Source organism: Actinoplanes couchii (assembly GCF_016862075.1).
GTDB classification, from domain to species: domain Bacteria; phylum Actinomycetota; class Actinomycetes; order Mycobacteriales; family Micromonosporaceae; genus Actinoplanes; species Actinoplanes couchii.
Genome location: NZ_BOMG01000082.1, coordinates 52,770 through 75,317, shown reverse-complemented (window position 1 = coordinate 75,317; position 22,548 = coordinate 52,770). Strand labels below are relative to the sequence as shown.

The window sequence follows — 22,548 nt, the reverse complement described above, 5'->3', positions numbered from 1 at the left end:
TCAGCTGGTCGGAGTCGAGGGGAAAGGGGCCGGTCGCGTGCACCCGGCCACGTCCGGTCGACAGGTCGATCGACACGTCGGCCGGCGACACGGCCTCGGCGTAGTAGGTGTCGACGTAGGTGTACGAGACCACGTCGGTGCCGTCCCCGCCGTAGAGGATGTCCCGGCCGGAACCCGGACAGGGTGTCGTTGCCGGCGTCGCCGTAGAGGTCGTCCTCCGCGTCGTCGCCGAGGAGCGTGTCGTTACCGGCACCGCCGTGGAGTTTGTCCGGTTCCCCGCCGCCGGACAGCCTGTCGTTGCCCGCGCCGCCGTTCAGGACGTCCTGGTTCTGCTGGCCGTACAGCGAGTCGTCGCCGTCACCGCCGTAGATCTTGTCCTTGCCGTATCCGCCGAGGATGGTGTCGTTGCCGGCTCCACCGGTGAGGACGTCGTGGAGGTAACCGCCGACGAGGCGGTCGTTGCCGGCGTCGCCGTTCAGGGTGTTCCCGGCGCCGTTCGCGGTGAGGGTGTCGTTGCCCGCGCCGCCGGACACCGTGGCGACGAGCGCGTAGTAGCCCGTCGACTTGTTGACGAACGTGTCGTTCTTGTCGCCGAGCCAGACCCTGATCGTCCTGGGCTGCTTCTTCTTCGCGGGCGTACAGCGGACCCGGGTCTTGTCGCCCTTGACCGCCTTGCAGCCTTTGCCGGGTGTGATCCGGATCCGGTCGTCGATCGTCACGGTCTTTCCGCTCGAGGTCACCGTGACGGCGTTCGTGGAACCTGCCGCGGCGGTGAACAGGACCGTGGTCCCGGAAACCCGGGCGACACCGGTCGCCGAGGCGGACGCCGGGCTCGCGAACAGTCCGCTCGCCGCGATCGCTGTCGTCGCGGCAGCGACTGTGTGCAACCACCGATTGCCATGCATGGTCATCCTCCCCGTCGCGGAGGATGATAGAACGCGTCCGTACCGACGCAGGTCGTCCGAACCGGCACAACAGTGACCTGTGTCGCGACACCTTGACCTCAATCGAGGTTGAAGTCCTAGCGTGTGAGGGGTGTTCAGCAGCATCGATACGGCCATCGGCGATCAGTTCAAGACCGCGTTCCGTCGGTACCCGACGGGCGTGGCGATCATCGCCGCGGCCGGGCCGGTGGGACTCACCGCGTCCAGTGTCGCGTCGGTGGCCGCCGACCCGCCGGCCCTGTCCTTCTCGGTGATGGACGGCCGCTCGGCCCGGGCGATCCTCGGCGCACCGAGTTTCACCGTCAATCTGCTGAGCGCCGCGCACCTCGATCTGGCCCGCGACTTCGCCCGCTCGGGCGGCCCGCGGTTCACCCCCGATCAGGGCTGGGACACGCTGCCCACCGGCGAGCCGGTCCTGCCCGGCGCCCTGGCGAGCCTGCGGGCCGCACCTCTGCACCTGGTGCCGGTCGGCGACTCGACGGTGGTGGTGGCCGGAGTGATCGAGGTGCTGCTCGGGCCGCCCGGCGGGCGGCTCGTCCACCATGACCGCACCTTCTTCGGAGAAGACATCTGATGCGTTTCCCGCGTTTGTTCACCCCGCGCACCGTGGTCAGTGCCCACTGCGACCTGCCGTGCGGCGTCTACGACCCGGCCCAGGCCCGGATCGAGGCCGAGTCGGTCAAGGCGATCGCCGAGAAGTACCAGGGGAACACCGACCCCGAGTTCCGCACCCGCGCCATCCTGATCAAGGAGCAGCGCGCCGAACTGGTCAAGCACCACCTCTGGGTGCTCTGGACCGACTACTTCAAGGCCCCGCACTTCGAGAAGTACCCGCACCTGCACCAGCTCTTCAACGAGGCCACCAAACTCGCTGGCGCCGCCGGCGCCAAGGGCAAGGTCGACGTGGCCGTCGCGGACGAGCTGCTCGGCAAGATCGAGGAGATCTCCAAGATCTTCTGGGAGACCAAACAGGCCTGAGTTTGAACGAAACTCCCTCGCGTGACGTGACTCTCAATGGATTCGGGTGGTTATGACCACCCGAACCATCGAGGCGTTTGCCTTGCCGTGCGATAGTGCGTGGCGTTGTCGGACCGGTTGGTGGGGAGAGTGGCTTGGCGAGAACCGTGAAACGTCGCGCACCGCTGTGGGCGAAGGTCACCACCGCTGTCGGAGCGTCACTCGCCGTGCTCAGCGGTGTCGCCCTGGTCGGCGGGCAGACCCTGATCGCGTCCTACACCAGCGACTTCACCGACAACAGCCTGCTCGAGTCCACCTCCGCCAACGCGGCGTCGAAGGACATCAAGGGCCCGCTGACGATGCTGCTGGTCGGCATCGACCCGCGGAACGCGAAGACGCCGCCGCTGTCGGACTCGATCGTGGTCGCGCACATCCCGGCCGACATGAGCACGGCGTACCTCTTCTCCATCCCGCGTGACCTGTACGTGGACATCCCGGCCGACTCGAAGTCCGGTCTCCGCGCGCACAAGGGCAAAATCAACTCCGCGATGGCGCTGGGCAGCCAGGTCGACGGCAAGATCGACGTGTCGAACGGCTTCAAGGTGCTGTCCAAGGCGGTCCGCGGGGTCACCGGCATCAAGGACTTCGACGCCGCGGCGATCATCAACTTCGGTGGCTTCAAGAACATCGTCGAGGCCCTCGGCGGCGTCTCCATGGTGATCGACATGGACGTCAAGTCCGAGCACCTCACGCCCGAGGGCAAGCAGCGCCCGCGCCTGGACCGCTGCCCGGTGAAGAACACCCCCAAGGGCTGCGACCACCCGTACACCGGGCCGCAGGCGTCGTACAAGAAGAGCGCCAAGTCCATCCGGCTGGAGCCGTGGCAGGCGCTCGACTACGTCCGCCAGCGGTACGCCAACGCCGGTGTGCCGATGACCGACTACGACCGGCAGCGGCACCAGCAGCAGTTCATCAAGGCCATGGCCAAGGAGGCGATGAGCAAGGACGTCATCACCGACGTCAGCAAGCTCTCGAAGATCCTGGACGCGGCCGGCAAGTCGCTGACGTTCGCCGGTGGCGGCAACAGCCCCATCGAGTGGGCGGTCGCCCTGAAGAACCTGAACGTCGACGACATGACGACGATCAAGCTGCCCGGTGGCGGCAAGTTCGACGGCAGCAGCTACCTCGGTGAGGAGTTCGGCGCCGGGACCGACGACTTCTTCGAGGCCGTCGCCGAGGACCGGGTCGGCCCGTTCCTGCTGGACAACCCGGCGATGGTCAACAACGAGTGATCCCGGAACGGATCTGAGAAAGGGGGCCCACGGGCCCCCTTTTTTTCGTTCATGGGAGTTCATCGGAACCGCACAGGCTTCGCAAAGGGTAGGGGCAGTTTCCCGCCGCACTCTTGCCTTCACAGCATCCAGTGAAGGGGAGCGTCCATGCAGCGGGACACCGGAAAACGGAAGGCCGCCCTGATCACGGGTGCCCTGGTGGTGGCGAGTGTGGCGGCCACCGCGACGATCGGCGCGGCGGCCTATGCCTCCTCGATTACCTCCTCGACCTCTTCTTCGACCGAGGCCTCGTCGACGACCTCGACCTCGGACAGTTCCTCCCCCACGATCTCCAGTGGCAGCAGCGACAGCAGCAGCTCGCAGGCGACTTCGGGAGGTTCCTGAGATGCCGATGATCGAGACCCTTCCGGTGCGCCCGGACACCGCGCAGTGGCCGGTCTGGGGCACCGTGGCCCGCCTCGTGGTGACCGACCCGACCGTTCTGGATCAGGCCGCCGACCTGCTGCGCGACGAGTTGGCCGCGGTCGAGCAGGCTTGCAGCCGCTTCCGCCCGGCCTCCGAGATCCGGGACGTGTGCCGGGCCGGCGGCCGCCCCGTCGTCGTCAGCTCGCTGCTCGCCGACCTGGTCGGCGCGGCACTGACCGCGGCCCGGGAGACCGGCGGGGCGGTCGACCCGACCGTCGGCGGCGCGCTCTGCGCCCTCGGTTACGACCGGGACTTCGCCGAGCTCGCCGGCCGGGTGATCGGCCCCGGCGTCCGGGTCTTCCCGTCACCGGACTGGCGGGCCGTGCGCCTGACCGGCCGGGAGCTGACCGTCCCGCGGGGTGTGCTGCTGGATCTGGGCGCCACCGCGAAGGCGTTCACCGCCGACCGGGCCGCGGCCCGGATCGCCGAGCGGCTCGGCACCGGTGTGCTGGTCGCGCTCGGCGGCGACATCGCCACCGCCGGTCCCGGCCCGGACGGCGGCTGGCAGGTGCTGGTCCAGGACCGGCCCGGCGACCCGTCCTGCACGATCCGGCTGCCCGCCGGGTCCGCGCTGGCCACCTCCAGCACCGCCGGACGGGTCTGGGGCGGCCGGGCCGGTGAGCTGCTGCACCACATCGTCGACCCGGCGACCGGGCGGCCCGCGCCGGCCGTCTGGCGTACCGTCTCGGTCGCCTCCGTCAGCTGCCTGCGGGCCAACACCCTGAGCACGGCGGCGATCGTCCGGGGCCACGGCGCCCGGCGTCTGCTCGCCGGTGTGCCGAGCCGGCTGGTCACCCCGTCGATGCGGATCCTGCGTACGGGTGGGTGGCCGGAGTGAGCGACGACATCCTCTGGTACTTCGCCCGCGGCACCGGCGTGGTCTCGCTGGTCCTGCTCACCGTGGTGGTGGCGCTCGGGGTCGGGGCCCGGTCCGGGCGTACCGCCTTCGGGCTGCCCCGGTTCGCCGTCAACCTGCTGCACCGCAACGCCGCTCTGCTCAGTGTGCTGTTCCTGGCCGGGCACGTGATCGCGCTGCTGTTCGACTCGTACGCGAATCTGGATCCGATCGATCTGGTGGTGCCGTTCGTCGGGAGCTACCGCCCGTTCTGGTTGGGGCTCGGCACGGTCGCCCTGGACCTGCTCGCCGCGATCGTGATCACCAGCCTGCTGCGGCACCGGCTCGGCGCCCGGACCTGGCGGATCGTGCACTGGCTGGCCTACCTGAGCTGGCCGATCGCGCTGCCCACGGGCTGGGCGCGGGCAGCGACAACGGCACCTGGTGGCTGTGGGCGATCTCGATCGGCTGTGTCGCCGTGGTGGGGGCGGCGGTGGTGTGGCGTACGTCCGCGTCGTTCGGCCGCTTCCCGGCCCGCAACAAACGCCGGATCGCACCACGACTGGCCGTTTCGACAACGCCGGCCCAGCCGGTGAAGCCGCTCAGCACCGCGAGCAGGGGGAACTGATGACCAGCATGATGACCGCGCCGGTCGCGCGGGTGGAACAACGGCTGCTGACCGGGGACGCCGCGCACGGCCCGCTGCCCGCGCTGACCGGCGCCGAGATCATCGCGATGGCCCGGGATGCCGGGATCACCGGCCGGGGCGGCGCCGGTTTCCCGGTGTGGCGCAAGCTGAGCGCGGTGGCCGGCACCGGCCGCCCGGCCGTGGTGATCGCGAACGCCGCCGAGGGTGAGCCCGCCGCCGGTAAGGACAAGGCGCTGCTCACCACCGCACCGGGTCTGATCCTGGACGGTCTGCAGTTGGTGGCCCGGGCGACCGGGGCGAAGTCGGTGCACTTCTACGGCCCGGCCGCGGCCCTCGGCCCGATCGGGGCGCTGGTGCGGCGACGCGGCGAGGCGGTGGAGTTGCACGCGGCGCCGGACGCGTTCGTCTCCGGCGAGGAGTCGGCGGTGGTCGGGGCGGTCTCCGGGCGGGGCGCGGTGCCCGCCGACAAGCGGGTCCGGATCACCGAGTCCGGCGTCGGCGGCGCGCCCACTCTGGTCCAGAACGTGGAGACGCTCGCCCACCTGGCGTTGATCGCCCGGTACGGCCCGGCCTGGTTCCGGAGCGCGGGCACCGTCGACGAGCCGGGCACGTTCCTGGCCACCGTCAGCGGTTCGGTGAACCGGCCCGGAATCGTGGTGGAGGCCGGTTACGGCGTTCCGCTCGGTGACCTGATCACAGCGGCCGGCCGTCGCGTGCTTGCCGCTGCCTCTGACAGGGTCTCCGCGGCCGGGATCCAGGCGGTGCTGATCGGTGGTTACCACGGTGGCTGGGTGCCGGCCGATCCCACGCTGCCGGTGAGCCGGGAAATGCTCGCCCCGTATCGGGCCGCACCCGGCGCCGGGGTGGTCATCGCGCTGCCGGCCGGCTCCTGTGGGCTGACCGAGACCGCCCGGATCGCGAACTACCTGGCCGGTGAGGTGGCCGGGCAGTGCGGCCCGTGTGTCAACGGCCCGCCCCGGATGGCGGAGACCCTGGCCGACCTGGCCCGCCGCCGCAACCGCCCGGGGCTGCCGGCCGAGGTGGAACGACTGGCCCGGCTGGTCAGCGGCCGCGTCGCCTGCCGCCACCCGGACGGCACCGCCCGTCTGGTCGTCAGCGCGATGCGTGCCTTCGACGCCGACGTCTCCGCGCACCTCGCGGGACGTTGCCTGGCCCTGGAGGGATCCTGGTGACCGACTCCCTGCACATCGACTGGACCGCCTGCGACGGGCGCGGACTCTGCGCCGAACTGCTGCCGGAGCTGCTGGCCGAGGACGACTGGGGTTATCCGGTCGCCCGTGGCGACATGACCGTCCCGGCAGCGCTGGAACCGGCCGCCCGGGAGGCGGTCGACCGCTGCCCGGCCCTGGCCCTGCGCCTGGTCAAGCAGGTCCAGCAGGTCAGCCAGGTCAGGCAACCGTCACGGTGATGGTGTGCCAGCCGGTCGCCCCGCTCGGGAACGGCGTCGCCCGTTCCTCGACCTGCACGGCGCCCGTCCCGTCGGTGGCACGCACCGACAACGAGTGCGGTCCGGGCGTGGCCGGCCAGCGGAAACGCCACTGCACCCAGGTGTCGGCCGACGGTACCGGCAGCAGTTCGGCGGACCGCCACTCGCCGCCGTCCACCCGGACCTCGACCTTCGTGATCCCCCGGCCCTGCGCCCACGCCACGCCGGCGACAGTCACCGGCCCGGCCGCGGGACGGGCGAACGGGAGCGGGCGGTCGATCCGGGACGCGGTCTTGACGGTGCCCTCCCGGGCCCAGTCCCGCTCCACCCAGTAGGCGTCGAAGGCCGCGAACGTGGTGATCTCCAGCTCGGTGACCCACTTGCAGGCGCCGGCGTAGCCGTACAGCCCCGGCGTCAGCATCCGCACCGGGAACCCGTGCTCGGGCCGCAGCGGCGCACCGTTCATCGCCACCGCGAGCATCGTGTCCCGGCCGTCGAGCGCGGTGGCCAGCGGCGTTCCGATCGTCATGCCCTCCACCGACCGCGCCACGATCTGGTCGGCCCCGGCTTTCAGCCCCACCTCCTTCAACAGCGGCGCCAGCGGTACGCCCAGCCAGCGCGCCGTGCCGATGTACGGCCCACCCACCTCGTTGGACACACAGTTCAGCGTGATGTCGCGTTCGATCAGCGGCCGGGCGAGCAGGTCGGCCAGGCTCAGCGTCAGTTCACGCCCGACCATCCCGTGGATCCGCAGCGACCAGGTGTCCGGATCCACCCGGGGCACCGTCAGCGCCGTGTCGACCCGGTAGAACTCGGCGCTCGGCGTGGTGAACCCGGGCCCGACACCGGACGGCAGCGCCTCGGCCGCGTCGGCCGGCGGCGGCAGCTTCAGATCGGTCCGGATCCGGCCGACAGTGCGCCGGACGACCTGTGCACCACCCTCGGTGAGCACCGCCGCCCCGGCGACCAGGGCCAGCGCCCGCAGGAACGTCCGCCGGCCGCCCGCCACGACCGGTCCGGACCGCCCGAGCAGCCACCACAGGGTCGTCCCGGCCACGATCGCGGCCAGCAGCGACGGCACCGTGTCCAGCAGGGTGCCGGCCGGGCGGGACAGTGCGGCGGTCGCGCCGAGAGCGCCGAACAGCGTGGCACCGGCCACCACCACCGGACGGCGACGCCGCCCGAGAATGCCGATCATCGCGGCGAGCAGAGCCACCACCAGGCCGATGGTGGTCAGGAGGACCAATTTGTCGTACGTGCCCAACTCCCGTACCGCGAATTCCTTGACCGGTGTCGGGGTGGCGTCGATGACCGCGGCGCCGACCGTGACCAGGGGCCCCGCCCCGGGCCGGGCCGCGGCCGCGAACAGTTCCGCGACCGCGATCCCGAGTCCCGCGGCGGCCACTCCGGCGGCCGCGCCGCGCAGGTGACCTCGCATCAGCTCTTCGGCATCAGAACGGTGTCGATGATGTACACGTTGGCGTTCGCGGTCTGCACGTTGCCGCAGATCACCGCCGCCGCGCCGTCGACCTTGAAGTCCTCGCCGCTGCCGCTGACGCTCAGCTCGCCGCCCTGCAGGGTCTTGTGCGTGCCGGCCAGATCGGCGGGCGTCAGCTTCCCGGTCACCACGTGGTAGGTGAGGATGTCGGTCAGGGTCTTCTTGTCGGCGAGCACCTTCTTCAGGTCGGCCGCCGGGATCTTCTTGAAGGCGTCGTTGGTCGGCGCGAAGACGGTGATCTGGTCGGCCGAGTTGAGCGAGTCGACCAGGTCGGCCTTCTTCACCGCACTGACCAGGGTGGACAGCAGCGGGTTGCCGGACGCCGCGGTCGCGACCGGCACCGCGGCCATCGCCTCGAAGCTGCCGGCGTTCGCCGGGTCGGTCGGCACCGCGGCACACCCGGGACCGAAATTGGTCATCGTGTCGGTGGGGGCGGCCATACTCGGCGCCGCGGTGGTCATGGTGGGGGCCGCCGTCGTTCCGCTGCCACTGCCGGTGCTGGTGCTGCTTTCGTCGCTGCCACAGGCCGCCAAGGAGATCGAGAAGAGGGTCGCGGCGGCGAGGGCGGTGAGCTTTGTTGCACGCATGGCTCGTTCCTTACGTCGGGGTTTGTACACCCTTGATTCGGAACGAACCATGCGCCGGATTGGTGGATGCTCAGGTTATTTTGACGAGGGCGTCGGGCGTGCTTGTCGGCGTCGTGGAACCGGGTGCCGGCTCGACCGTGACCCCCAGCGCGGAGGTGCCCTCCAGCCCCTCGATGACCTGCACCATCGTCGTCTGGCCCACCGCCATCGCACCCGCCGACGCGGGCGTCTCCCCGTGGATCGTCCACAGCTGGTAGACCCGGTCCGGGCCGGGCGCGCCGTCGGCGACGAGCGTGACCACCCCGGCGTCCCGCAGGCGCGACATCGCCATCGTGACCCGGCCGCCGCTCGCCAACTGCTGCTCGCGGACCACCAGGTCGGGGGCGGCCAGGATCGACCGGAGACGGGACTCGCTCGTGCGGGCCTGCTCGGCCAGCGTCTCGGCCCGGCGTACCCGCTGATCCTGCACGGTCCAGACCACCGCACCCGCCCCGACCACCGCGACCACCGCGGCGGCCGCGGCCACCAACCGCAACCGGCGCGGACCCGGCGCCCGGCGTGGCTCCTCGCGGCCGGCCGGCGCGATCTGCCGGGTCGTGGCGATCGCCGCCAGCACGTTGTCCCGCAAGCCCGGCGGCGGCACCGACCAGGCGCCGTCGGCGAGCCGGGTGACCGTCTCCTGGAGTTCGGCGGCCTCGGCCCGGCACGGTTCACAATCCCGCAGATGCCTGCTGAAAGCCGCCCGCTCGATGTCGTCCAAAGCGTCCAGCGCATAGGGCCCGACCAGGGCGTGCACATCCTCGCTCATGCCGCCACCCCGTTCGCCAGGCAGTCACGCAGGCGGATCAGGCCGTCGCGCATCCGGGTCTTGACCGTTGCCAGCGGCACCTTCAGCAACTCCGACACCTGCGGATACGTGTGCCCCTGGTAGTAGGCGAGGGTGACCGCCTGCCGCTGCAGATCGGTCAGGTCGTCCAGGCAGTGCCGCACCTGCTGACGCTCCAGCCGGCCGGTGACCTCGTCGGCCACCGCGTCGTAGGGGGTGTCCACCGCGGCCGCCCCGGCCCGGATGGTCCGGTCGGCCGCCGCCTGCTCGGCCCGCACCCGGTCGACCGCACGACGGTGCGCGATGGTGAACACCCAGGCCGTCGGCGAGCCCCGGTCCGGATCGAACCGCGCCGCCGACCGCCAGACCTCGACCATCACCTCCTGCGCGACCTCCTCGGCCAGCGCCGGATCCCGCAGCACCCGCCGGATCAGACCGTAGACCCGGGGTGCGACCAGGTCGTACAGCTTGCCGAAGGCCTGCTCGTCGCCTTGGGCCACGGCCCGCAGCAGTGCTCCCGCATCCGGTTCCCGCCGGGGTTCCGGAACCGGGGTCAGGTACTCCGGCCGACCACTCGTGCCGCGCTCCGCCATGACTCTCCGTCCCTGACGACCAGAATATCGTCCTCAGGTCGTTCGGAGCCGACAGAGCCGCGGATCGGTCCCATTTCAGTTTCGGTTCCGGTTTCGGTTCCGCAGGGCGTACCGCAGCAGGGTGGTGACCACCAGGACCGCGGCGAGGACCACCGCGGCGGCGACCAGGGAGCCGATCCCCAGGAAGACCCCGAAGGCGCCGAGGGCCAGCACCGATCCGAAGGAGCCGACCGACAGGACCGAACCGAACGAGGCGACCGAGAGGACCGACAGGATCGAGCCGTACGACCCGACGCTGAGGATGGAGTCGGTGGAGCAGACGCTCAGGATCGAGCCGCTGGACTTGTAGGAGAGGATGCTCTTCGTCATGCGTCCATCCTTCAAGGACAGCCGGGCCATTCCATCCATCGACGGGTGAGTCCTCCGGTCATCAATCGGTTGATGCGCGGATGTAAGGATCTTGACGGCAGTCTGGGCCGTTGGCATTTAAGGATATTTAAAGTCCGCCCCTCTTTACCTGAACCGTTAACAGTCTTAAAAATTGACAGCCATGAGGCTCTCCAGATCGGTCGTCCTCGCCACCGTCTCCGCGCTCGTCGCCGGAGGGGTGGCCACCACCTTCGCAGGAAGTGCTTCGGCCGCGGTCGCCTGTGCGCCGGCCTGGAGCGCCACCACCGTCTACGTCGGCGGGAACACCGCGTCACAGAACGGGCACAACTACTCCGCCAAGTGGTGGACCCAGAACGAGTCGCCGGCCACCAACAGCAGCCAGTGGGCGGTCTGGGCCGACAACGGGGTCTGCGAGGGCGGAACCACGCCGCCCACCACCCCGCCGACGACACCACCCACCACTCCGCCCACGACGCCGCCGACCACTCCGCCCACCCAGCCGCCCGGTGACGGGTCACTGCCGAAGCACTTCCTCACCGGGTACTGGCAGAACTTCGACAACGGCGCGGCGCCGCTCAAGCTCGCCGCCGTACCCGGCACGTACGACCTGATCGCGGTCGCCTTCGCGGACGCCACCGGCACCGCCGGGGCGGTCACCTTCAACCTCGACCCGGGGCTGGCCGCCGCGGTCGGCGGGTACACCGACGCCCAGTTCAAGGCGGACATCGCCACCCTGCACCAGCGGGGCAAGAAGGTGATCATCTCGGTCGGCGGGGAGAAGGGCACGGTCGCCGTCAACAGCCCGGCCGCCGCCACCGCCTTCGCCGACTCGGTGCACCGGCTGATCCAGACCTACGGTTTCGACGGCGTCGACATCGACCTGGAGAACGGCCTCGACCCGGTGCACATGGCGAGCGCGCTGCGCAGCCTGCGGGCCAAGGTGGGCAGCGGTCTGATCATCACGATGGCGCCGCAGACGATCGACATGCAGAACCCGCAGTCCTCGTACTTCAAGCTCGCCCTCGACATCAAGGACATCCTGACCGTCGTCTTCACCCAGTACTACAACTCCGGCGCGATGCTGGGGTGCGACAACAACGCCGCATACGGACAAGGCAACATCAACTTCATGACCGCACTGGCCTGTATCCCGCTGCAGAACGGCCTGCGCCCCGACCAGGTCGCCCTCGGCCTGCCGTCGAGCACCCGCGCAGCCGGTGGCGGATACGTCGCCCCGACGGTCGTGAACGCCGCCCTGGACTGCCTGGCCAAGGCCGTCAACTGCGGCACCTTCAAACCGCCGGCCACCTACCCGGGCATTCGCGGTGCGATGACGTGGTCGATCAACTGGGATGTCACCAACGGCAACAGCTGGGCGAACACCGTCGCTCCGCACCTCTCCACCCTTCCCTGAACCAGGTGAACAGAATGAAGCTGAGCAGGAAAATCGCCCTGGTGGCGTCGGTCGGGGCGGTCGGCGCCGCCGCCGCGGTCCTCCCGATGGCCTCCTCGCACGCGGCCACCGCCTGCGCCCCGGCCTGGAGCGCGTCCTCGGTCTACGTCGGCGGGAACACTGCGTCGCAGAGCGGGCACAACTACACCGCGAAGTGGTGGACGCAGAACGAGTCGCCGGCCACCAACAGCAGCCAGTGGGCGGTCTGGGCGGACAACGGCGTCTGTGGCGGCACCACGCCGACCACACCGCCGACCACGAACCCCACGACCAACCCCACCACCCCACCCCCGTCCTCCGGTACGAAGATGGCGGCCGCGCCGTACCTCTTCCCCGGCTGGGGTAACCCGCCCGCCCCGGCCACCGTGGTCAACGCGACCGGCATCAAGGCGTTCACCCTGGCGTTCGTGCTGGCCAGCAACGGCTGCAACCCGGCCTGGGACGGTTCGACCGGGCTGACCGGCGGGGTGCACGCCAGCACCATCACGGCGATCCGGGCGGCCGGCGCCGACGTGGTCCCGTCGATCGGCGGCTGGAGCGGCAACAAGCTCGGCCCGAACTGCTCGACCCCGGAGGCCCTGGCCGCGGCGTACCAGAAGGTGATCGACACCTTCCAGTTGAAGGCGATCGACGTCGACATCGAGAACACCGACGAGTTCGAGAACTACGTGGTCGCCGACCGGATCGTGGACGCGCTGCGGATCGTCAAGCAGAAGAACCCGAACGTCAAGACGATCCTCACCTTCGGCACCACGCCGACCGGCCCCAACGTGCACGGGCTGCGGCTGATCCAGCAGGCGAAGGCGAAGAACGCCAACATCGACGTGTTCACCCAGATGCCGTTCGACTTCAACGGTCACGCCGACATGTACGCGTCCACCATCGGCGCCACCGAGGGTCTGAAGAACGCGCTGAAGACGACGTTCGGATACACCGATGCCCAGGCGTACTCGCGGATCGGCATCTCCGGCATGAACGGTCTCTCCGACCAGCAGGAGGTGACCACGGTCGAGACCTGGACCCGGATCCGGGACTACGCGACCAGCAAGGGCCTGGCCCGCTTCGCCTTCTGGGGCGTCAACCGCGACCGCGGCTGCGCCGGCGGCGGCGTGGTCAGCGAATGCTCCGGCATCGCCCAGGCCGACTGGGCGTTCACCCGGGTGAGCGCCGGCTTCTGATCCACCACAACGACAACGGCCGGCCACCACGGGGTGGCCGGCCGTTGTCGTGTGTCAGGAGAGCTGGGACGACTCGCAGTTGACGGTGGTGCCGGCAGCCAGGACCACGCAGACGTCGCCGGCCTTGTGCGGGCCACCGTCGAGCCGGTCCTGCGCCTTGGCGCTGCCCTCCGGAACGTTCACCACCATCGTCTCGCCGACCAGTTGGTCGTCGCCGGATCCGCCGGTGATCTTGTCGTGGCCGGACTCGCCCTGGATCAGGTCGTTGCCCGTCCCGCCGTCGAGCACGTCGTTCCCGGAACCACCGAAGATCCAATCATCGCCGGCGCCACCGGCGACCCGGTCGGCACCGGACCCGCCGTAGACGGTGTCGTGCCCGGTGCCGCCCTGGATGACGTCGTTGCCGGAGTTGCCCTGGATCCGGTCGTTACCGGAGCCGCCGTCGATGGTGTCGCCGCCGCCGCGGCCGAGGATGGTGTCCCAGCCGGAGCCGCCGAGCAGCCGGTCCGCGGCGGAGCCGCCGATCAGCGTGTCGTCGCCGGTTCCGCCGTCGGCGGTCATCGGCACCGCGGTCCGGTTGATCACCTCGTCGTGGCCGTTGCCGAGCGCCACCACCAGGCGTGTGGTCTTCTTCGCGGTGGTGCACCGGACCTTGGTGGCGTCACCCTTGACCGCCTTGCAGCCGGCCCCCGCCTTGATCGCGACCCGGTCGTCCAGGGTCACGGTGCGCCCGGCGATGGTGATCACCAGACTGTTGGTCTTCCCGGCGGCCGCCTTGAACTGCACGACCGTCCCGGCGACCTTGGCCAGCCCGGTGGTCGCGGCCAGTGCCGGTGCCGGGGCGACGACAGCGCCCGCGACCACGGCGAAGCTCAGCAGAGCGATGCGTTTCACGGCTGATCCCTATTTGGCGAAGGTGAAGTAGCGGTACGTCGTCCAGGTGCTGACATTGAGGCTGTCGCGGGAGGTGCCCCGGACGTACCCGAGGCGGGTCCGCAGTTTCGCGTTGGTCAGCCCACTGCCGCTCAGGTAGAGCACGTCGTCGGCCTCGAAGTAGTTGTCGTCCATGGTCTTCCACTTGCCGCCGGAGTAGCGCTGGAGCTGGACCCGGACCCGGCGGTTGGCGGCCTCGTTCACGTTCGGCTTGAAGTACGCGGTCTTGCCCGGCTTGTAGAAGCTGTACCGCGTACCGCCGATCGTCTTGGTCTTGTAGTAGTTGCGCAGGACGAGTCCCACATCGGCGCGAGTGCCGACGGTGACCGTCACCGTGCGCGGCGCGTAGCGGGCGTCGCCGGTGAAGACCGCGCTGAGCGTGGTGTCCCGGGTCAGCTTGAAACTCGCCGCGACGTCGCCCTTGCTGTTCACGGTGGCGCGTTTGAGCAGCCGCCGGGCCTGGTCGCCACCGGCCGGGTCGGCCCAGATCTCCACGACCCGGTTCTTGTACGTGGCACCGAGCCGCGCCGTGAACGTGACCGTCTTGCCGTAGTCGTAGACCTTGCCGCCGTTGGTCAGGGTCAGCGCCGGGGTGGCCCGGGAGACGGCGACCGCCCAGGTGGCAGCGGCAGCCGTGTGGGTGCCGTCCCCGGCGTAGGCGACCCGGTAGGTGACCGTGCCACCGGCGGGCGGGGTGTCGGTGAGACGGAACGAGCCGTCGGCGGCGACGGTCACTGTGCCCAGCGCCTTACCGGACGGGCTGTCCAGGTCGGTCCGGGTGATCGACACCTTCGCACCGGACGGCAGGGCCAGCGGCGATGCCAGGGTGCCGGTGAGGGTGAGCGCCTTGGCCCGGGGCGCCGAGGTCGGCCCGGCGAGCGTCACGGCGGACGCGACCCGGGACACCACGACCGCGTGGGTGGTGACCGCGGGCAGCGTGACGTTGCTCCCGGCGTACGAGAAGCTGTAGTTGACCGTGCCCTCGCCCGGCAGGGTGTCGGCGAAGGTGAAGTATTCGTCCGCGTCGACGGTGACCGTGCCCAGGGAGACCCCGTCCCGGGAGACCGCGGCAGTGGATCCGGCGAGATCGAGGTAGGGGGCGGTGAGCCGGCCGGTGACGGAGATCCGCTCGCCCGGGATGGCGGTGGTCGCCGGGCCGAGGAGGGTGACCGTCGCGGTGGCCTTGGTGACCTGGACCGTCCGGGTTGCCGCGGTCGCCTGGTGGGAGTCGTCACCGGCGAACGAGACACGGTAGACCGCGTCGGCCGGCGGGGTGTCGGTGAAGGAGTACGTGCCTGTCGCACCGACCGTGGCGGTACCCAGCGACACCCCGTCCCGGGTGATCGTGACGGTGGTGCCGGCGGGCAGTGCCACCGTCGTCGTCAGGCGGCCGCTGAAGGTGGCGGTGGCGCCCGGGATCACCGCGGACGGGCCGTTCAGGGTCAGTGTGGTCGGCGCCTGCTTGGTGCCGGTGTAGGAGAGCAGCGAGTAGGCGTTGCCGTTGGCCGAGACGCCGAACAGCCGGTCGCCCTCCGGCGCCCACGCCACACCCTTCACCAGGCCACGGCCATTGGTGGCGAAGGTGAGGTTCTTGATCAGCTCGCCGGACGGGGTGAAGACCGCGAGGTTCGGGCCGAGGACCTGGTCCATGCCGGCGACGACGGTGCCGTCCGCGGCGAAGTCCACGGCCGTCACGAACGGGCCGGTGGACAGGTAGGCCGCAGTCTCCAGGTCGGCGGCCTCCCGCATGTAGAAGCCGTATCCGCTCCGGTGGGCGGTGGCGATCCGGTCGCCGTCCGGGGAGATGGCCATGTCGAGGGCCGCGGACGTGGGGCCCTCCCCGGTCGCGGCCACCTCGGTGGCGCTGTCACCGGCGACGTCCAGGACCGCGATCTTCCCACTGGCGAGGACACCGATCCGGCCGGGCCGGGCGGAGGCGGAGGCCAGTTCGGCGGCGGACTTGACCGGTGGCGTAGCGGTTCAGCGACACCGTCTCGGTGGCCGGGTCGATGGTGCCGAGCGCGCCGCCACCGCTGACGTAGGAGAACCAGATCCGGCCGCCGGCGACGGTCACGTCATCCGGTTTCACCTCACCGGTGGAGTACGTCGCCGCCCGGTCCAGGGTGGCGGTGTCCAGAGCGACCACCGCAGAGGTGCCCGGCGAGGCGACGTAGAGCCGGGACGAGTCCGCGGTGAGGGCCAGGTCGCCCGCGCCCGGCACGTCCACGGTCCCGACCTGCTTACCGCTGTAGTCGGTGGCGATCACCTGGCCCGCGCTCGGGTCGCTGATGAAAACCCGCTCGTGCACACCGTCGACGAGCATGTCGCCGATCGAGGTGATGGTCAGTGCCGCTCTGGTGTCGTCGGCCGAGGCCGGTGTGGCCACCAGCGCGGTGGTTCCGGTCAGTACCGCGGCGACCACCGCTCCGACCCGTCGGTTGCTCATGATCTTCCCCCGTGCGTCATGGTTCGACGCGAGGCTATATCGAAGATCAAGAGCAACCCATCGACCGAAAGGACGAGTCGGCTACGTCACGACGTGGAGGGTTCGCCCGGCACGTCGAAGAGCGGCTTCCACGGGTCGTCGGCGTCGATCGGGAACGCCGTCGACGGGGTCTGGTCCTTGTTGTTCCAGCGCGCCTCGTACGGCAGTCCCTGATGGAGCACCCGGAGGCCGCGCCGGTAGGTGACGTCCGGTTTCCAGGTCCGGGCCACGTTGGTGACCTGCGGTGTCGGCCGGGGCGCCTTCTCCACCGGGCTGACCGGCCCGAGCACCGACCAGGCGCTCTGCTGGCCGGCGACCGGCGCCGAGGACGGGTCGAGCCCCGAGTTGGCCCACTTGGCCTCGTAGACCACGCCACGCCAGACCACCTTGTAGCCGGTGACGTACAGGGCGGTGAGACGCCAGATCGGGTACGGGCTGGTCTTCGGGTCGTCCACGGTGGCCGCCCGGTCCGGGATCTCGACCGAGCCGGGATCGTCGCCCACCGCCTTGCCGGGCAGGCCGGCGAAGACCTTGGAGAAGGCCAGCGCCTCCTGGTCGACACCGCTGCACGTGTTGGAGTGCACGACCACGCCGGAGAAGGTGCCGGTGCAGGGCGCGTCCCGGTTGATCGACCACATCGAGACCCGGCCGAGGCCGTTGTCGACGGCGAACCGGGCCAGCCCCTCGGCGTCGGCGACGGTGAACCGTTCGGCGTCGATGTCGTTCTGGCCGATCATCGGTGTGGCGCCGATCCGGGACCACACCTGCGGCGACGTCAGCTTCTGCCCGAGCTGCAGGTAGAGGTCGGTGAGCTGCCGGTGGGTGCCGTTCAGGGCGCTGAGCCCGAGGGCCAGCATGTCCGGCTTCTTGTCGCCGTTGTTGTAGTCCATCGTCATCACGTTGACGCCGCGCAGGTTCACGCCGCCCTCGAGCATGCCGCGGACCACGCCGACGCCGTCCGCGGTGAGCCCGCTCGGCGACACCGGCAGGGTCAGCCACACCGCCAGCTCGTCGTCCTTCTTCTGCAGCGCGGCGACGGCTTTCACCCGGCGCTGCAGGGACGCCTGGTCGGCGGTGGCGGTGCCCTCGATGTCGAGGTCCAGGGTCTTCACGTCGTAGCGGTCGATCAGCTGCTCGTACGCCGCGTCGAGTTTCTCCTGGTCGGTGCAGGCGACGGCGAGTTCGGAGTTGCTGAGCCCGCCGAGGCTGAGGGTGATGTCGCCGCCGGACTGGCGCAGCTGCTCGATCCGCCGATCAAGGTCAAGGGCGGAGGAGGCGCCATCCAGCGTGTACGCCCCACCCCAGCTCGGTGTGCAGGGACTCGCCGGGTCGGCGACGACGAAGCCGAGGGCCACGTCGTTGGCCGGGTTCGCACTGGGGTCCTGGAACTGGAAGGTCGGCGTGAGGGTGACGTCGACGTACGGCACCGCCCAGGACTTCGCCGTCGGGCCGGACGTGTCCCGCAGGTGCAGGAACCCGAAGGTGCCGCCGGCACCGACCATTCCGAGAACGAGAACGAGAATGCCCAGTCTCGTCCACGACAGCCGTTTCGGCGGCTGTTCCGGCTCCTGCCAGTGAGGGTCGGCAAGGGGGTCGATCTCCGGCCGCACGATACGCCCTTTCATTTATGAGTCGTCAAACGCTTGCGCACTGTGACGACTTTTGCGATCGGGCGAACGGCGGACCACGGGGCAGACACAAGATCCACCTGTCCAATCCGGAATACGGAGCGTCAGATGGTGATTCCGCTATGACAATTCCCGCCGGGCACCGCCTCTCGGTGCCGTCGCAAATCGGCACCGAAGGGCCCTAAAACACATGTCACGCGCACCGGCGGACCATCGAAAGCGGGATGCAAAACGACAATGGGGGTCCGACAAGAGGACCGACCCTCATCCGATCGTCCCGCCCCCGATATCCGAAGGCCGGATCACCCGGGGACGCCTCGCGATCGTGGTGACCATCACGGTCTGGGCCTGCTACATCACCTACACGGTCATCCAGCAGTTCATCGCCGGCCACGCCCACAGCGTGAAACTGGCGATCGAGGCGATCGTGTACATGCTCGTCGTCACCGGGCTGGCGGCCTCCGCGATCGCCTACCTGATCACCCGGATCGGCTACTTCTACCGGTCCCGCGGTCATCAGCGGGCGCCGCGGATCATGCTCGACGAGTTCATCGGCGGGAAGACGCCGAGCGTTACGGTTCTGGTCCCGTCATATCAGGAGGACGAGCGGACCAACCGCACCACGCTGCTGTCGGCCGCCCTGCAGGAGTACCCCGGCCTGCGCGTGACCCTGCTGATCGACGACCCGCGGCAGCCGAAGACCCGGGGCGCGCGGGACATGCTGCTGGCCGCCCGGGCCCTGCCCGCCCTGATCGACGCCGAGCTGCGGGTGCCGCACCAGCGGGTGTCGGCCGCCTACGCGAGCTTCGACGAGCAGGTCCGCCTGCGCGGCGGGTACCTGGTGACGCTGGAGGACATGCGCCGGCTGGCCGTCGAGTACGAGTACGCCTCCGGCTGGCTCCACGACCTCGGCGCCCGGCAGGAGATGGTCGACCACACCGACACGTTCTTCGTCGAGCACATCCTGCACCCGCTCGCCGCCGACCTGGCGCAGATCGCCGGCGCCCTGAACACCGGCGCCGACGAGCACGCCACACTGCCGATCGCCCGGATGAACCAGCTGCACAAGCGGCTGATCGCCATCTTCGACGTGACGGTCACCAGCTTCGAGCGCAAGAAGTACGTGTCGCTGTCGCACGAGCCGAACAAGGCGATGAACCTGAACAGCTACATCGGGCTGATGGGCGGGGCGTACCAGGAGGTCTCCACCCCGCTCGGGACCGCGCTGGTGACGGCCGGCCCGAACCGCGCCGATCTGGTCGTACCGAACCCGGATTATGTGTTGACCCTGGACGCGGACAGCGTGCTCCTCCCGGAGTACGCGCTGCGCCTGGTCCACCTGCTCGAACAGGGCGCCTTCGAACGGCACGCGGTGGCGCAGACGCCGTACAGCGCCTATCCCGGCTCGGCGACCCGGATCGAGCGGATCTCCGGCGCCACCACCGACATCCAGTACATCGTGCACCAGGGCATGACCCACTACGGGGCGACGTTCTGGGTCGGTGCGAACGCCGTACTCCGCAAGAAGGCCCTGGACGAGATCTGCGAGACCTCGTACGAGGGTGACTGGGAGATCAAGCGATACATCCAGGACCGTACGGTCATCGAGGACACCGAATCGACCATCGACCTGGGTGTCCGGGGCTGGTCGCTGCACAACTACCCGGAACGCCTCGCCTACAGCGCGACCCCGCCGGACTTCGGATCGCTCTGCATCCAGCGGCAGCGCTGGGCCAACGGCGGGCTGCTGATGCTGTCCCGGCTCAAGGACCAGTTCCGGGCCAAATCGAAGCGCGAGGACAAGAACCGCTTCGGCGAGTACTTCCTGCGGGTCAACTACATGGCCTCGATCTTCTGGAGCTCGGTGTGCCTGCTGATCATGCTGGCGTACCCGTTCAACGCCGAACTGCTCAACCCGATCCTGCTGCTCGTCTCGGTGCCGTACTTCCTGATGATGGCCGCCGACCTGAAGCACCTCGGCTACAAACGCTCGGACATGCTGCGCATCTACGGCTTCAACCTGATCCTGCTGCCGGTCAACATGTCCGGCAGCATCGCCTCGCTGCTGCAGCTGCTGACCGGGGAGAAGAGCGCGTTCAAACGGACCCCGAAGGTCCGCGACCGGACCACCGCGGCCTCGTCGTACCTGCTGCTGCCGTTGGCCCTGATCGTGTTCTGCGTCTACACGGTGTGGCGTGACGTCCAGCTCGGACAGTGGAACAACCTGGTCTTCGCCACCCTGAACCTGACCCTGTCGGCGTACGCGATGATCGCGTTCGTGGGCCCGGGCAACACGATCGTCGACCTGCTGACCCACCTGAAGGACTGGCTGGTCCGGCCCGTCGGTGTCAGAAAGCCCCGGGTCATTGAAAAGGCGCCGAAAACCCCCGCCGTCGGTGACTGGGCGCAGGTGCTGCACTACCGGCAGGAGCACGGCGCCACCGCCGGCCAGGTCACCGTGCGGCTGCAGCGTGCCGAGTCGGGCGGCTGGACGACCGACCGCGCCTCGTCCAGCCGGGCGCACCTGTTCGAGGAGTTCAGCTTCTTCACCGTGTTCCAGCCGATCTACCAGCTGGCCAAGGGCCACGTCGTCGGGTACGAGGCGCTGACCCGCTTCGCCGACGGCAGCAACCCGCGGGACAGTCTCGCGGCCGCCGCCGAACGGGGCATGCATGTCGCCCTGGACGCCGCGCTGCTGCAGGCGGCCGTCACGTCGTCGGCGTCGCTGCCGAACGGCACCTGGCTCGCCGTCAACGTCTCCGCCGACCTGCTGGCCCGCCCGGACGAGCTGGCGCCACTGCTGGCCGGCGCCCGCCGCCCGGTGGTCGTCGAGGTCGGCACCGCACCGTCGCCCACGCCGGGCCAGCTCGGTGGGGACATCCGGATCGCCGTCGACGACCAGGGCTCCGGTTACGAGACCCTGTCCCTGATCGAGTCGCAGCGCCCCGCCGTGCTGAAACTCGGCATGGAGACGCTGCCGGGGCTGGAGAGCTCGACCGCCCGGCAGGCCGCGGTCCGGGCGCTTGTCGAGTTCGCCGAACAGCACGGTTGCACGGTGATCGCCGAAGGGATCGAGACGGCCGCCCAGAAGGACGCGCTCATCGCCTGTGGGGTGCCCTTCGGTCAGGGCTTCCACCTGGGCAAACCGGTCCCGGTGGAGCGTGTGCTGGCGGGTGTCGGCGGCTGGTGATCAGCGCCGGAGCCGGCGGATCGCCAGCTCGGCCAGGAGCCCGGCGTGCTCGTCCAGCCGGGAGTCGTCGAAGACGGCACGATCGGAGTGCATCGGCCCGGTCGTGCCGTCCGCCGGCTGCGCCCCGAGGAAGACCATCGTGCCCGGCACCTCGTCCAGCACGTAGGCGAAGTCCTCGGACGCCATGCCCGGGAACGACAGCCGCTCCACCCGGTCGCCGTAGAGTTCGTCGAGCACGGTGAGGACCGCCGCGGTCTCCGCCGGGTCGTTGACGGTGACCGGGTAGGCGTCCATGAAATCGGTCTCGACCGTGCAGCCGTGCGCCTCGCCGATCCCGGTGACCAGCTTCGGCAGCTCGGTGCGGAGCAGCGTGAGGGTGGTCCGGGACAGCGACCGGATGTTCACGCCCAGTCGCACCGTGCGGGCCAGCACATTGCTCGCCGGCGAGTCGGAGGACAGCCTGGTCACCGAGACGACCGCCGGGTCCGCGACCGGCACCCGGCGCGCGGTGAACGACTGCAGCGCCAGGATGATCTCGGCGGCAACCGGCACCGGGTCGACGGAACTGTGCGGATGCGCCGCGTGCCCGCCGGTGCCGGTCACCTCGACATCCATGCTGCTGACACTCGCCATGATCGGCCCCGGCCGGGTGACCACCCGCCCGGCGGCGGTCGTGCAGTCGACGTGCACGGCGTAGGCCGCGACCGGCCGCTCGCCCGCCGCGTCGAGCACCCCCTCCTCGATCATGATCCTGCCGCCGGCGAAGCCCTCCTCACCCGGCTGGAACATGAACACCACCGTCCCGGGCAGCTCGTCCCGCTGCCCGGCCAGCAGCCGGGCCGCCCCGACCAGACCGGCCATGTGCAGGTCGTGGCCACAGGCGTGCATCGTGCCGGTGGCCGACGCGAACGGCAGGCCGGTCGCCTCGGTGATCGGCAGACCGTCCATGTCGGAGCGCAACAGCACCACCGGGCCCGGGCGGCCGCCGCGGAGCACCGCCGTCACCGAGGTGAGCTCCCGGCCGGTGGAGATCTCCAGGCCGAGGCCGTCGAGCGCGTCCAGGATCGTCTGCTGGGTGCGGGGCAGGTGCAGCCCGACCTCGGGATGGCCGTGCAGGGAACGACGCAGATCAGCGAGAGTCACCGGCTCAGCCTACCGATTTTCGCCGTTACCGATCCGTTATCCGGATCCCCGAACC

General features: G+C 70.0%; 22 protein-coding genes and 1 pseudogene. 12 read left to right on the top strand and 11 right to left on the bottom strand.

Annotated elements, in window-relative coordinates:
- Positions 1–227: 227 nt before the first annotated feature.
- Positions 228–533 (bottom strand): annotated as a pseudogene (locus tag Aco03nite_RS54805) (calcium-binding protein); the annotation flags it as partial.
- A 31-nt stretch (positions 534–564) separates the two neighbouring features.
- Between Aco03nite_RS54805 and Aco03nite_RS32855 the strand changes: the two are divergent.
- The 9 genes from Aco03nite_RS32855 to Aco03nite_RS32815 all read left to right on the top strand — a co-directional run bounded on the left by Aco03nite_RS32855 (position 565) and on the right by Aco03nite_RS32815 (position 6,571).
- A complete protein-coding gene (locus tag Aco03nite_RS32855; RefSeq protein WP_203802079.1) occupies positions 565–981 on the top strand; it encodes a hypothetical protein in 417 nt (138 codons plus the stop codon).
- A gap of 54 nt (positions 982–1,035) precedes the next feature.
- On the top strand, positions 1,036–1,518 hold the full coding sequence (locus Aco03nite_RS32850; RefSeq protein WP_203801898.1) for a flavin reductase family protein: 483 nt from the start codon (positions 1,036–1,038) through the stop codon (positions 1,516–1,518).
- Entirely contained in the window at positions 1,518–1,922 is a 405-nt protein-coding gene (sodN, locus tag Aco03nite_RS32845; protein WP_203801897.1) for a superoxide dismutase, Ni, read from the top strand. The genes Aco03nite_RS32850 and sodN overlap by 1 nt, the downstream gene beginning before the upstream one ends.
- Before the next feature lie 134 nt (positions 1,923–2,056).
- Positions 2,057–3,193, top strand: a complete 1,137-nt coding sequence (locus tag Aco03nite_RS32840) for an LCP family protein (protein ID WP_203801895.1) — start codon at positions 2,057–2,059, stop codon at positions 3,191–3,193.
- A 147-nt stretch (positions 3,194–3,340) separates the two neighbouring features.
- On the top strand, positions 3,341–3,577 hold the full coding sequence (locus Aco03nite_RS32835) for a hypothetical protein (protein WP_203801893.1): 237 nt from the start codon (positions 3,341–3,343) through the stop codon (positions 3,575–3,577).
- A 1-nt stretch (position 3,578) separates the two neighbouring features.
- Entirely contained in the window at positions 3,579–4,496 is a 918-nt protein-coding gene (locus Aco03nite_RS32830; RefSeq protein WP_203801890.1) for an FAD:protein FMN transferase, read from the top strand.
- Positions 4,493–5,089 carry a ferric reductase-like transmembrane domain-containing protein gene (locus Aco03nite_RS32825; protein ID WP_203801887.1) on the top strand — a complete coding sequence of 199 codons (597 nt, stop codon included), beginning with the start codon at positions 4,493–4,495 and terminating at the stop codon, positions 5,087–5,089. Before Aco03nite_RS32830 ends, Aco03nite_RS32825 begins: the two co-directional genes overlap by 4 nt.
- 31 nt (positions 5,090–5,120) lie before the next feature.
- Positions 5,121–6,335, top strand: coding sequence for an NADH-ubiquinone oxidoreductase-F iron-sulfur binding region domain-containing protein (locus Aco03nite_RS32820; protein ID WP_203801885.1), 1,215 nt, complete (start codon positions 5,121–5,123; stop codon positions 6,333–6,335).
- On the top strand, positions 6,332–6,571 hold the full coding sequence (locus Aco03nite_RS32815) for a ferredoxin (RefSeq protein ID WP_239145634.1): 240 nt from the start codon (positions 6,332–6,334) through the stop codon (positions 6,569–6,571). The genes Aco03nite_RS32820 and Aco03nite_RS32815 overlap by 4 nt, the downstream gene beginning before the upstream one ends.
- Here Aco03nite_RS32815 and Aco03nite_RS32810 read toward each other — a convergent pair.
- From Aco03nite_RS32810 to Aco03nite_RS32790, 5 genes are all read right to left on the bottom strand, one after another.
- Entirely contained in the window at positions 6,552–8,027 is a 1,476-nt protein-coding gene (locus tag Aco03nite_RS32810; protein ID WP_203801882.1) for a molybdopterin-dependent oxidoreductase, read from the bottom strand. The two genes, Aco03nite_RS32815 and Aco03nite_RS32810, sit on opposite strands and share 20 nt — an antisense overlap.
- Entirely contained in the window at positions 8,027–8,674 is a 648-nt protein-coding gene (locus Aco03nite_RS32805; protein ID WP_203801880.1) for a fasciclin domain-containing protein, read from the bottom strand. Before Aco03nite_RS32805 ends, Aco03nite_RS32810 begins: the two co-directional genes overlap by 1 nt.
- Positions 8,675–8,744: 70 nt before the next feature.
- Positions 8,745–9,482: an anti-sigma factor gene (locus tag Aco03nite_RS32800; protein ID WP_203801876.1), complete on the bottom strand. Its 738-nt coding sequence runs from the start codon at positions 9,480–9,482 to the stop codon at positions 8,745–8,747.
- Positions 9,479–10,093 (bottom strand): sigma-70 family RNA polymerase sigma factor, encoded by a 615-nt coding sequence (locus Aco03nite_RS32795; RefSeq protein WP_203801873.1) that lies wholly within the window; start codon positions 10,091–10,093, stop codon positions 9,479–9,481. The genes Aco03nite_RS32800 and Aco03nite_RS32795 overlap by 4 nt, the downstream gene beginning before the upstream one ends.
- A gap of 75 nt (positions 10,094–10,168) precedes the next feature.
- Positions 10,169–10,462 carry a hypothetical protein gene (locus Aco03nite_RS32790; RefSeq protein ID WP_203801870.1) on the bottom strand — a complete coding sequence of 98 codons (294 nt, stop codon included), beginning with the start codon at positions 10,460–10,462 and terminating at the stop codon, positions 10,169–10,171.
- A 181-nt stretch (positions 10,463–10,643) separates the two neighbouring features.
- Between Aco03nite_RS32790 and Aco03nite_RS32785 the strand changes: the two genes are divergently transcribed.
- Complete coding sequence (locus Aco03nite_RS32785) at positions 10,644–11,897, top strand: chitinase (protein WP_203801867.1); 1,254 nt, start codon at positions 10,644–10,646, stop codon at positions 11,895–11,897.
- Between the two features lie 14 nt (positions 11,898–11,911).
- Complete coding sequence (locus tag Aco03nite_RS32780; protein WP_203801864.1) at positions 11,912–13,114, top strand: carbohydrate-binding protein; 1,203 nt, start codon at positions 11,912–11,914, stop codon at positions 13,112–13,114.
- A gap of 54 nt (positions 13,115–13,168) precedes the next feature.
- Here the strand turns inward: Aco03nite_RS32780 and Aco03nite_RS32775 are convergent, their stop codons facing one another.
- From Aco03nite_RS32775 to Aco03nite_RS32760, 4 genes are all read right to left on the bottom strand, one after another.
- Positions 13,169–14,008, bottom strand: a complete 840-nt coding sequence (locus tag Aco03nite_RS32775) for a calcium-binding protein (protein WP_203801862.1) — start codon at positions 14,006–14,008, stop codon at positions 13,169–13,171.
- Positions 14,009–14,017: 9 nt separating this feature from the next.
- The gene (locus Aco03nite_RS32770) at positions 14,018–15,901 is read right to left on the bottom strand and encodes an Ig-like domain-containing protein (RefSeq protein ID WP_203801860.1); all 1,884 of its coding nucleotides are present in this window, start codon (positions 15,899–15,901) and stop codon (positions 14,018–14,020) included.
- A 13-nt stretch (positions 15,902–15,914) separates the two neighbouring features.
- On the bottom strand, positions 15,915–16,493 hold the full coding sequence (locus Aco03nite_RS32765) for a YncE family protein (protein WP_203801858.1): 579 nt from the start codon (positions 16,491–16,493) through the stop codon (positions 15,915–15,917).
- Positions 16,494–16,579: 86 nt separating this feature from the next.
- Positions 16,580–18,157 (bottom strand): chitinase, encoded by a 1,578-nt coding sequence (locus Aco03nite_RS32760; protein ID WP_203801856.1) that lies wholly within the window; start codon positions 18,155–18,157, stop codon positions 16,580–16,582.
- Between the two features lie 328 nt (positions 18,158–18,485).
- Between Aco03nite_RS32760 and Aco03nite_RS32755 the strand changes: the two genes are divergently transcribed.
- Positions 18,486–21,350, top strand: coding sequence for a glycosyltransferase family 2 protein (locus tag Aco03nite_RS32755; RefSeq protein WP_239145633.1), 2,865 nt, complete (start codon positions 18,486–18,488; stop codon positions 21,348–21,350).
- Here the strand turns inward: Aco03nite_RS32755 and Aco03nite_RS32750 are convergent, their stop codons facing one another.
- Entirely contained in the window at positions 21,351–22,493 is a 1,143-nt protein-coding gene (locus Aco03nite_RS32750; protein WP_203801852.1) for a M20 metallopeptidase family protein, read from the bottom strand. It lies immediately after the preceding gene.
- Positions 22,494–22,548: the final 55 nt, after the last annotated feature.

Bases quoted from the DNA above. Each gene is read 5' to 3' on its own strand.
- sodN (WP_203801897.1), top strand. From the start codon at position 1,518: ATGCGTTTCCCGCGTTTGTTCACCCCGCGCACCGTGGTCAGTGCCCAC.
- Aco03nite_RS32835 (WP_203801893.1), top strand. From the start codon at position 3,341: ATGCAGCGGGACACCGGAAAACGGAAGGCCGCCCTGATCACGGGTGCC.
- Aco03nite_RS32830 (WP_203801890.1), top strand. From the start codon at position 3,579: ATGCCGATGATCGAGACCCTTCCGGTGCGCCCGGACACCGCGCAGTGG.
- Aco03nite_RS32820 (WP_203801885.1), top strand. From the start codon at position 5,121: ATGACCAGCATGATGACCGCGCCGGTCGCGCGGGTGGAACAACGGCTG.
- Aco03nite_RS32810 (WP_203801882.1), bottom strand. From the start codon at position 8,027: ATGCGAGGTCACCTGCGCGGCGCGGCCGCCGGAGTGGCCGCCGCGGGA.
- Aco03nite_RS32805 (WP_203801880.1), bottom strand. From the start codon at position 8,674: ATGCGTGCAACAAAGCTCACCGCCCTCGCCGCCGCGACCCTCTTCTCG.
- Aco03nite_RS32800 (WP_203801876.1), bottom strand. From the start codon at position 9,482: ATGAGCGAGGATGTGCACGCCCTGGTCGGGCCCTATGCGCTGGACGCT.
- Aco03nite_RS32795 (WP_203801873.1), bottom strand. From the start codon at position 10,093: ATGGCGGAGCGCGGCACGAGTGGTCGGCCGGAGTACCTGACCCCGGTT.
- Aco03nite_RS32790 (WP_203801870.1), bottom strand. From the start codon at position 10,462: ATGACGAAGAGCATCCTCTCCTACAAGTCCAGCGGCTCGATCCTGAGC.
- Aco03nite_RS32785 (WP_203801867.1), top strand. From the start codon at position 10,644: ATGAGGCTCTCCAGATCGGTCGTCCTCGCCACCGTCTCCGCGCTCGTC.
- Aco03nite_RS32780 (WP_203801864.1), top strand. From the start codon at position 11,912: ATGAAGCTGAGCAGGAAAATCGCCCTGGTGGCGTCGGTCGGGGCGGTC.
- Aco03nite_RS32765 (WP_203801858.1), bottom strand. From the start codon at position 16,493: ATGAGCAACCGACGGGTCGGAGCGGTGGTCGCCGCGGTACTGACCGGA.
- Aco03nite_RS32760 (WP_203801856.1), bottom strand. From the start codon at position 18,157: ATGAAAGGGCGTATCGTGCGGCCGGAGATCGACCCCCTTGCCGACCCT.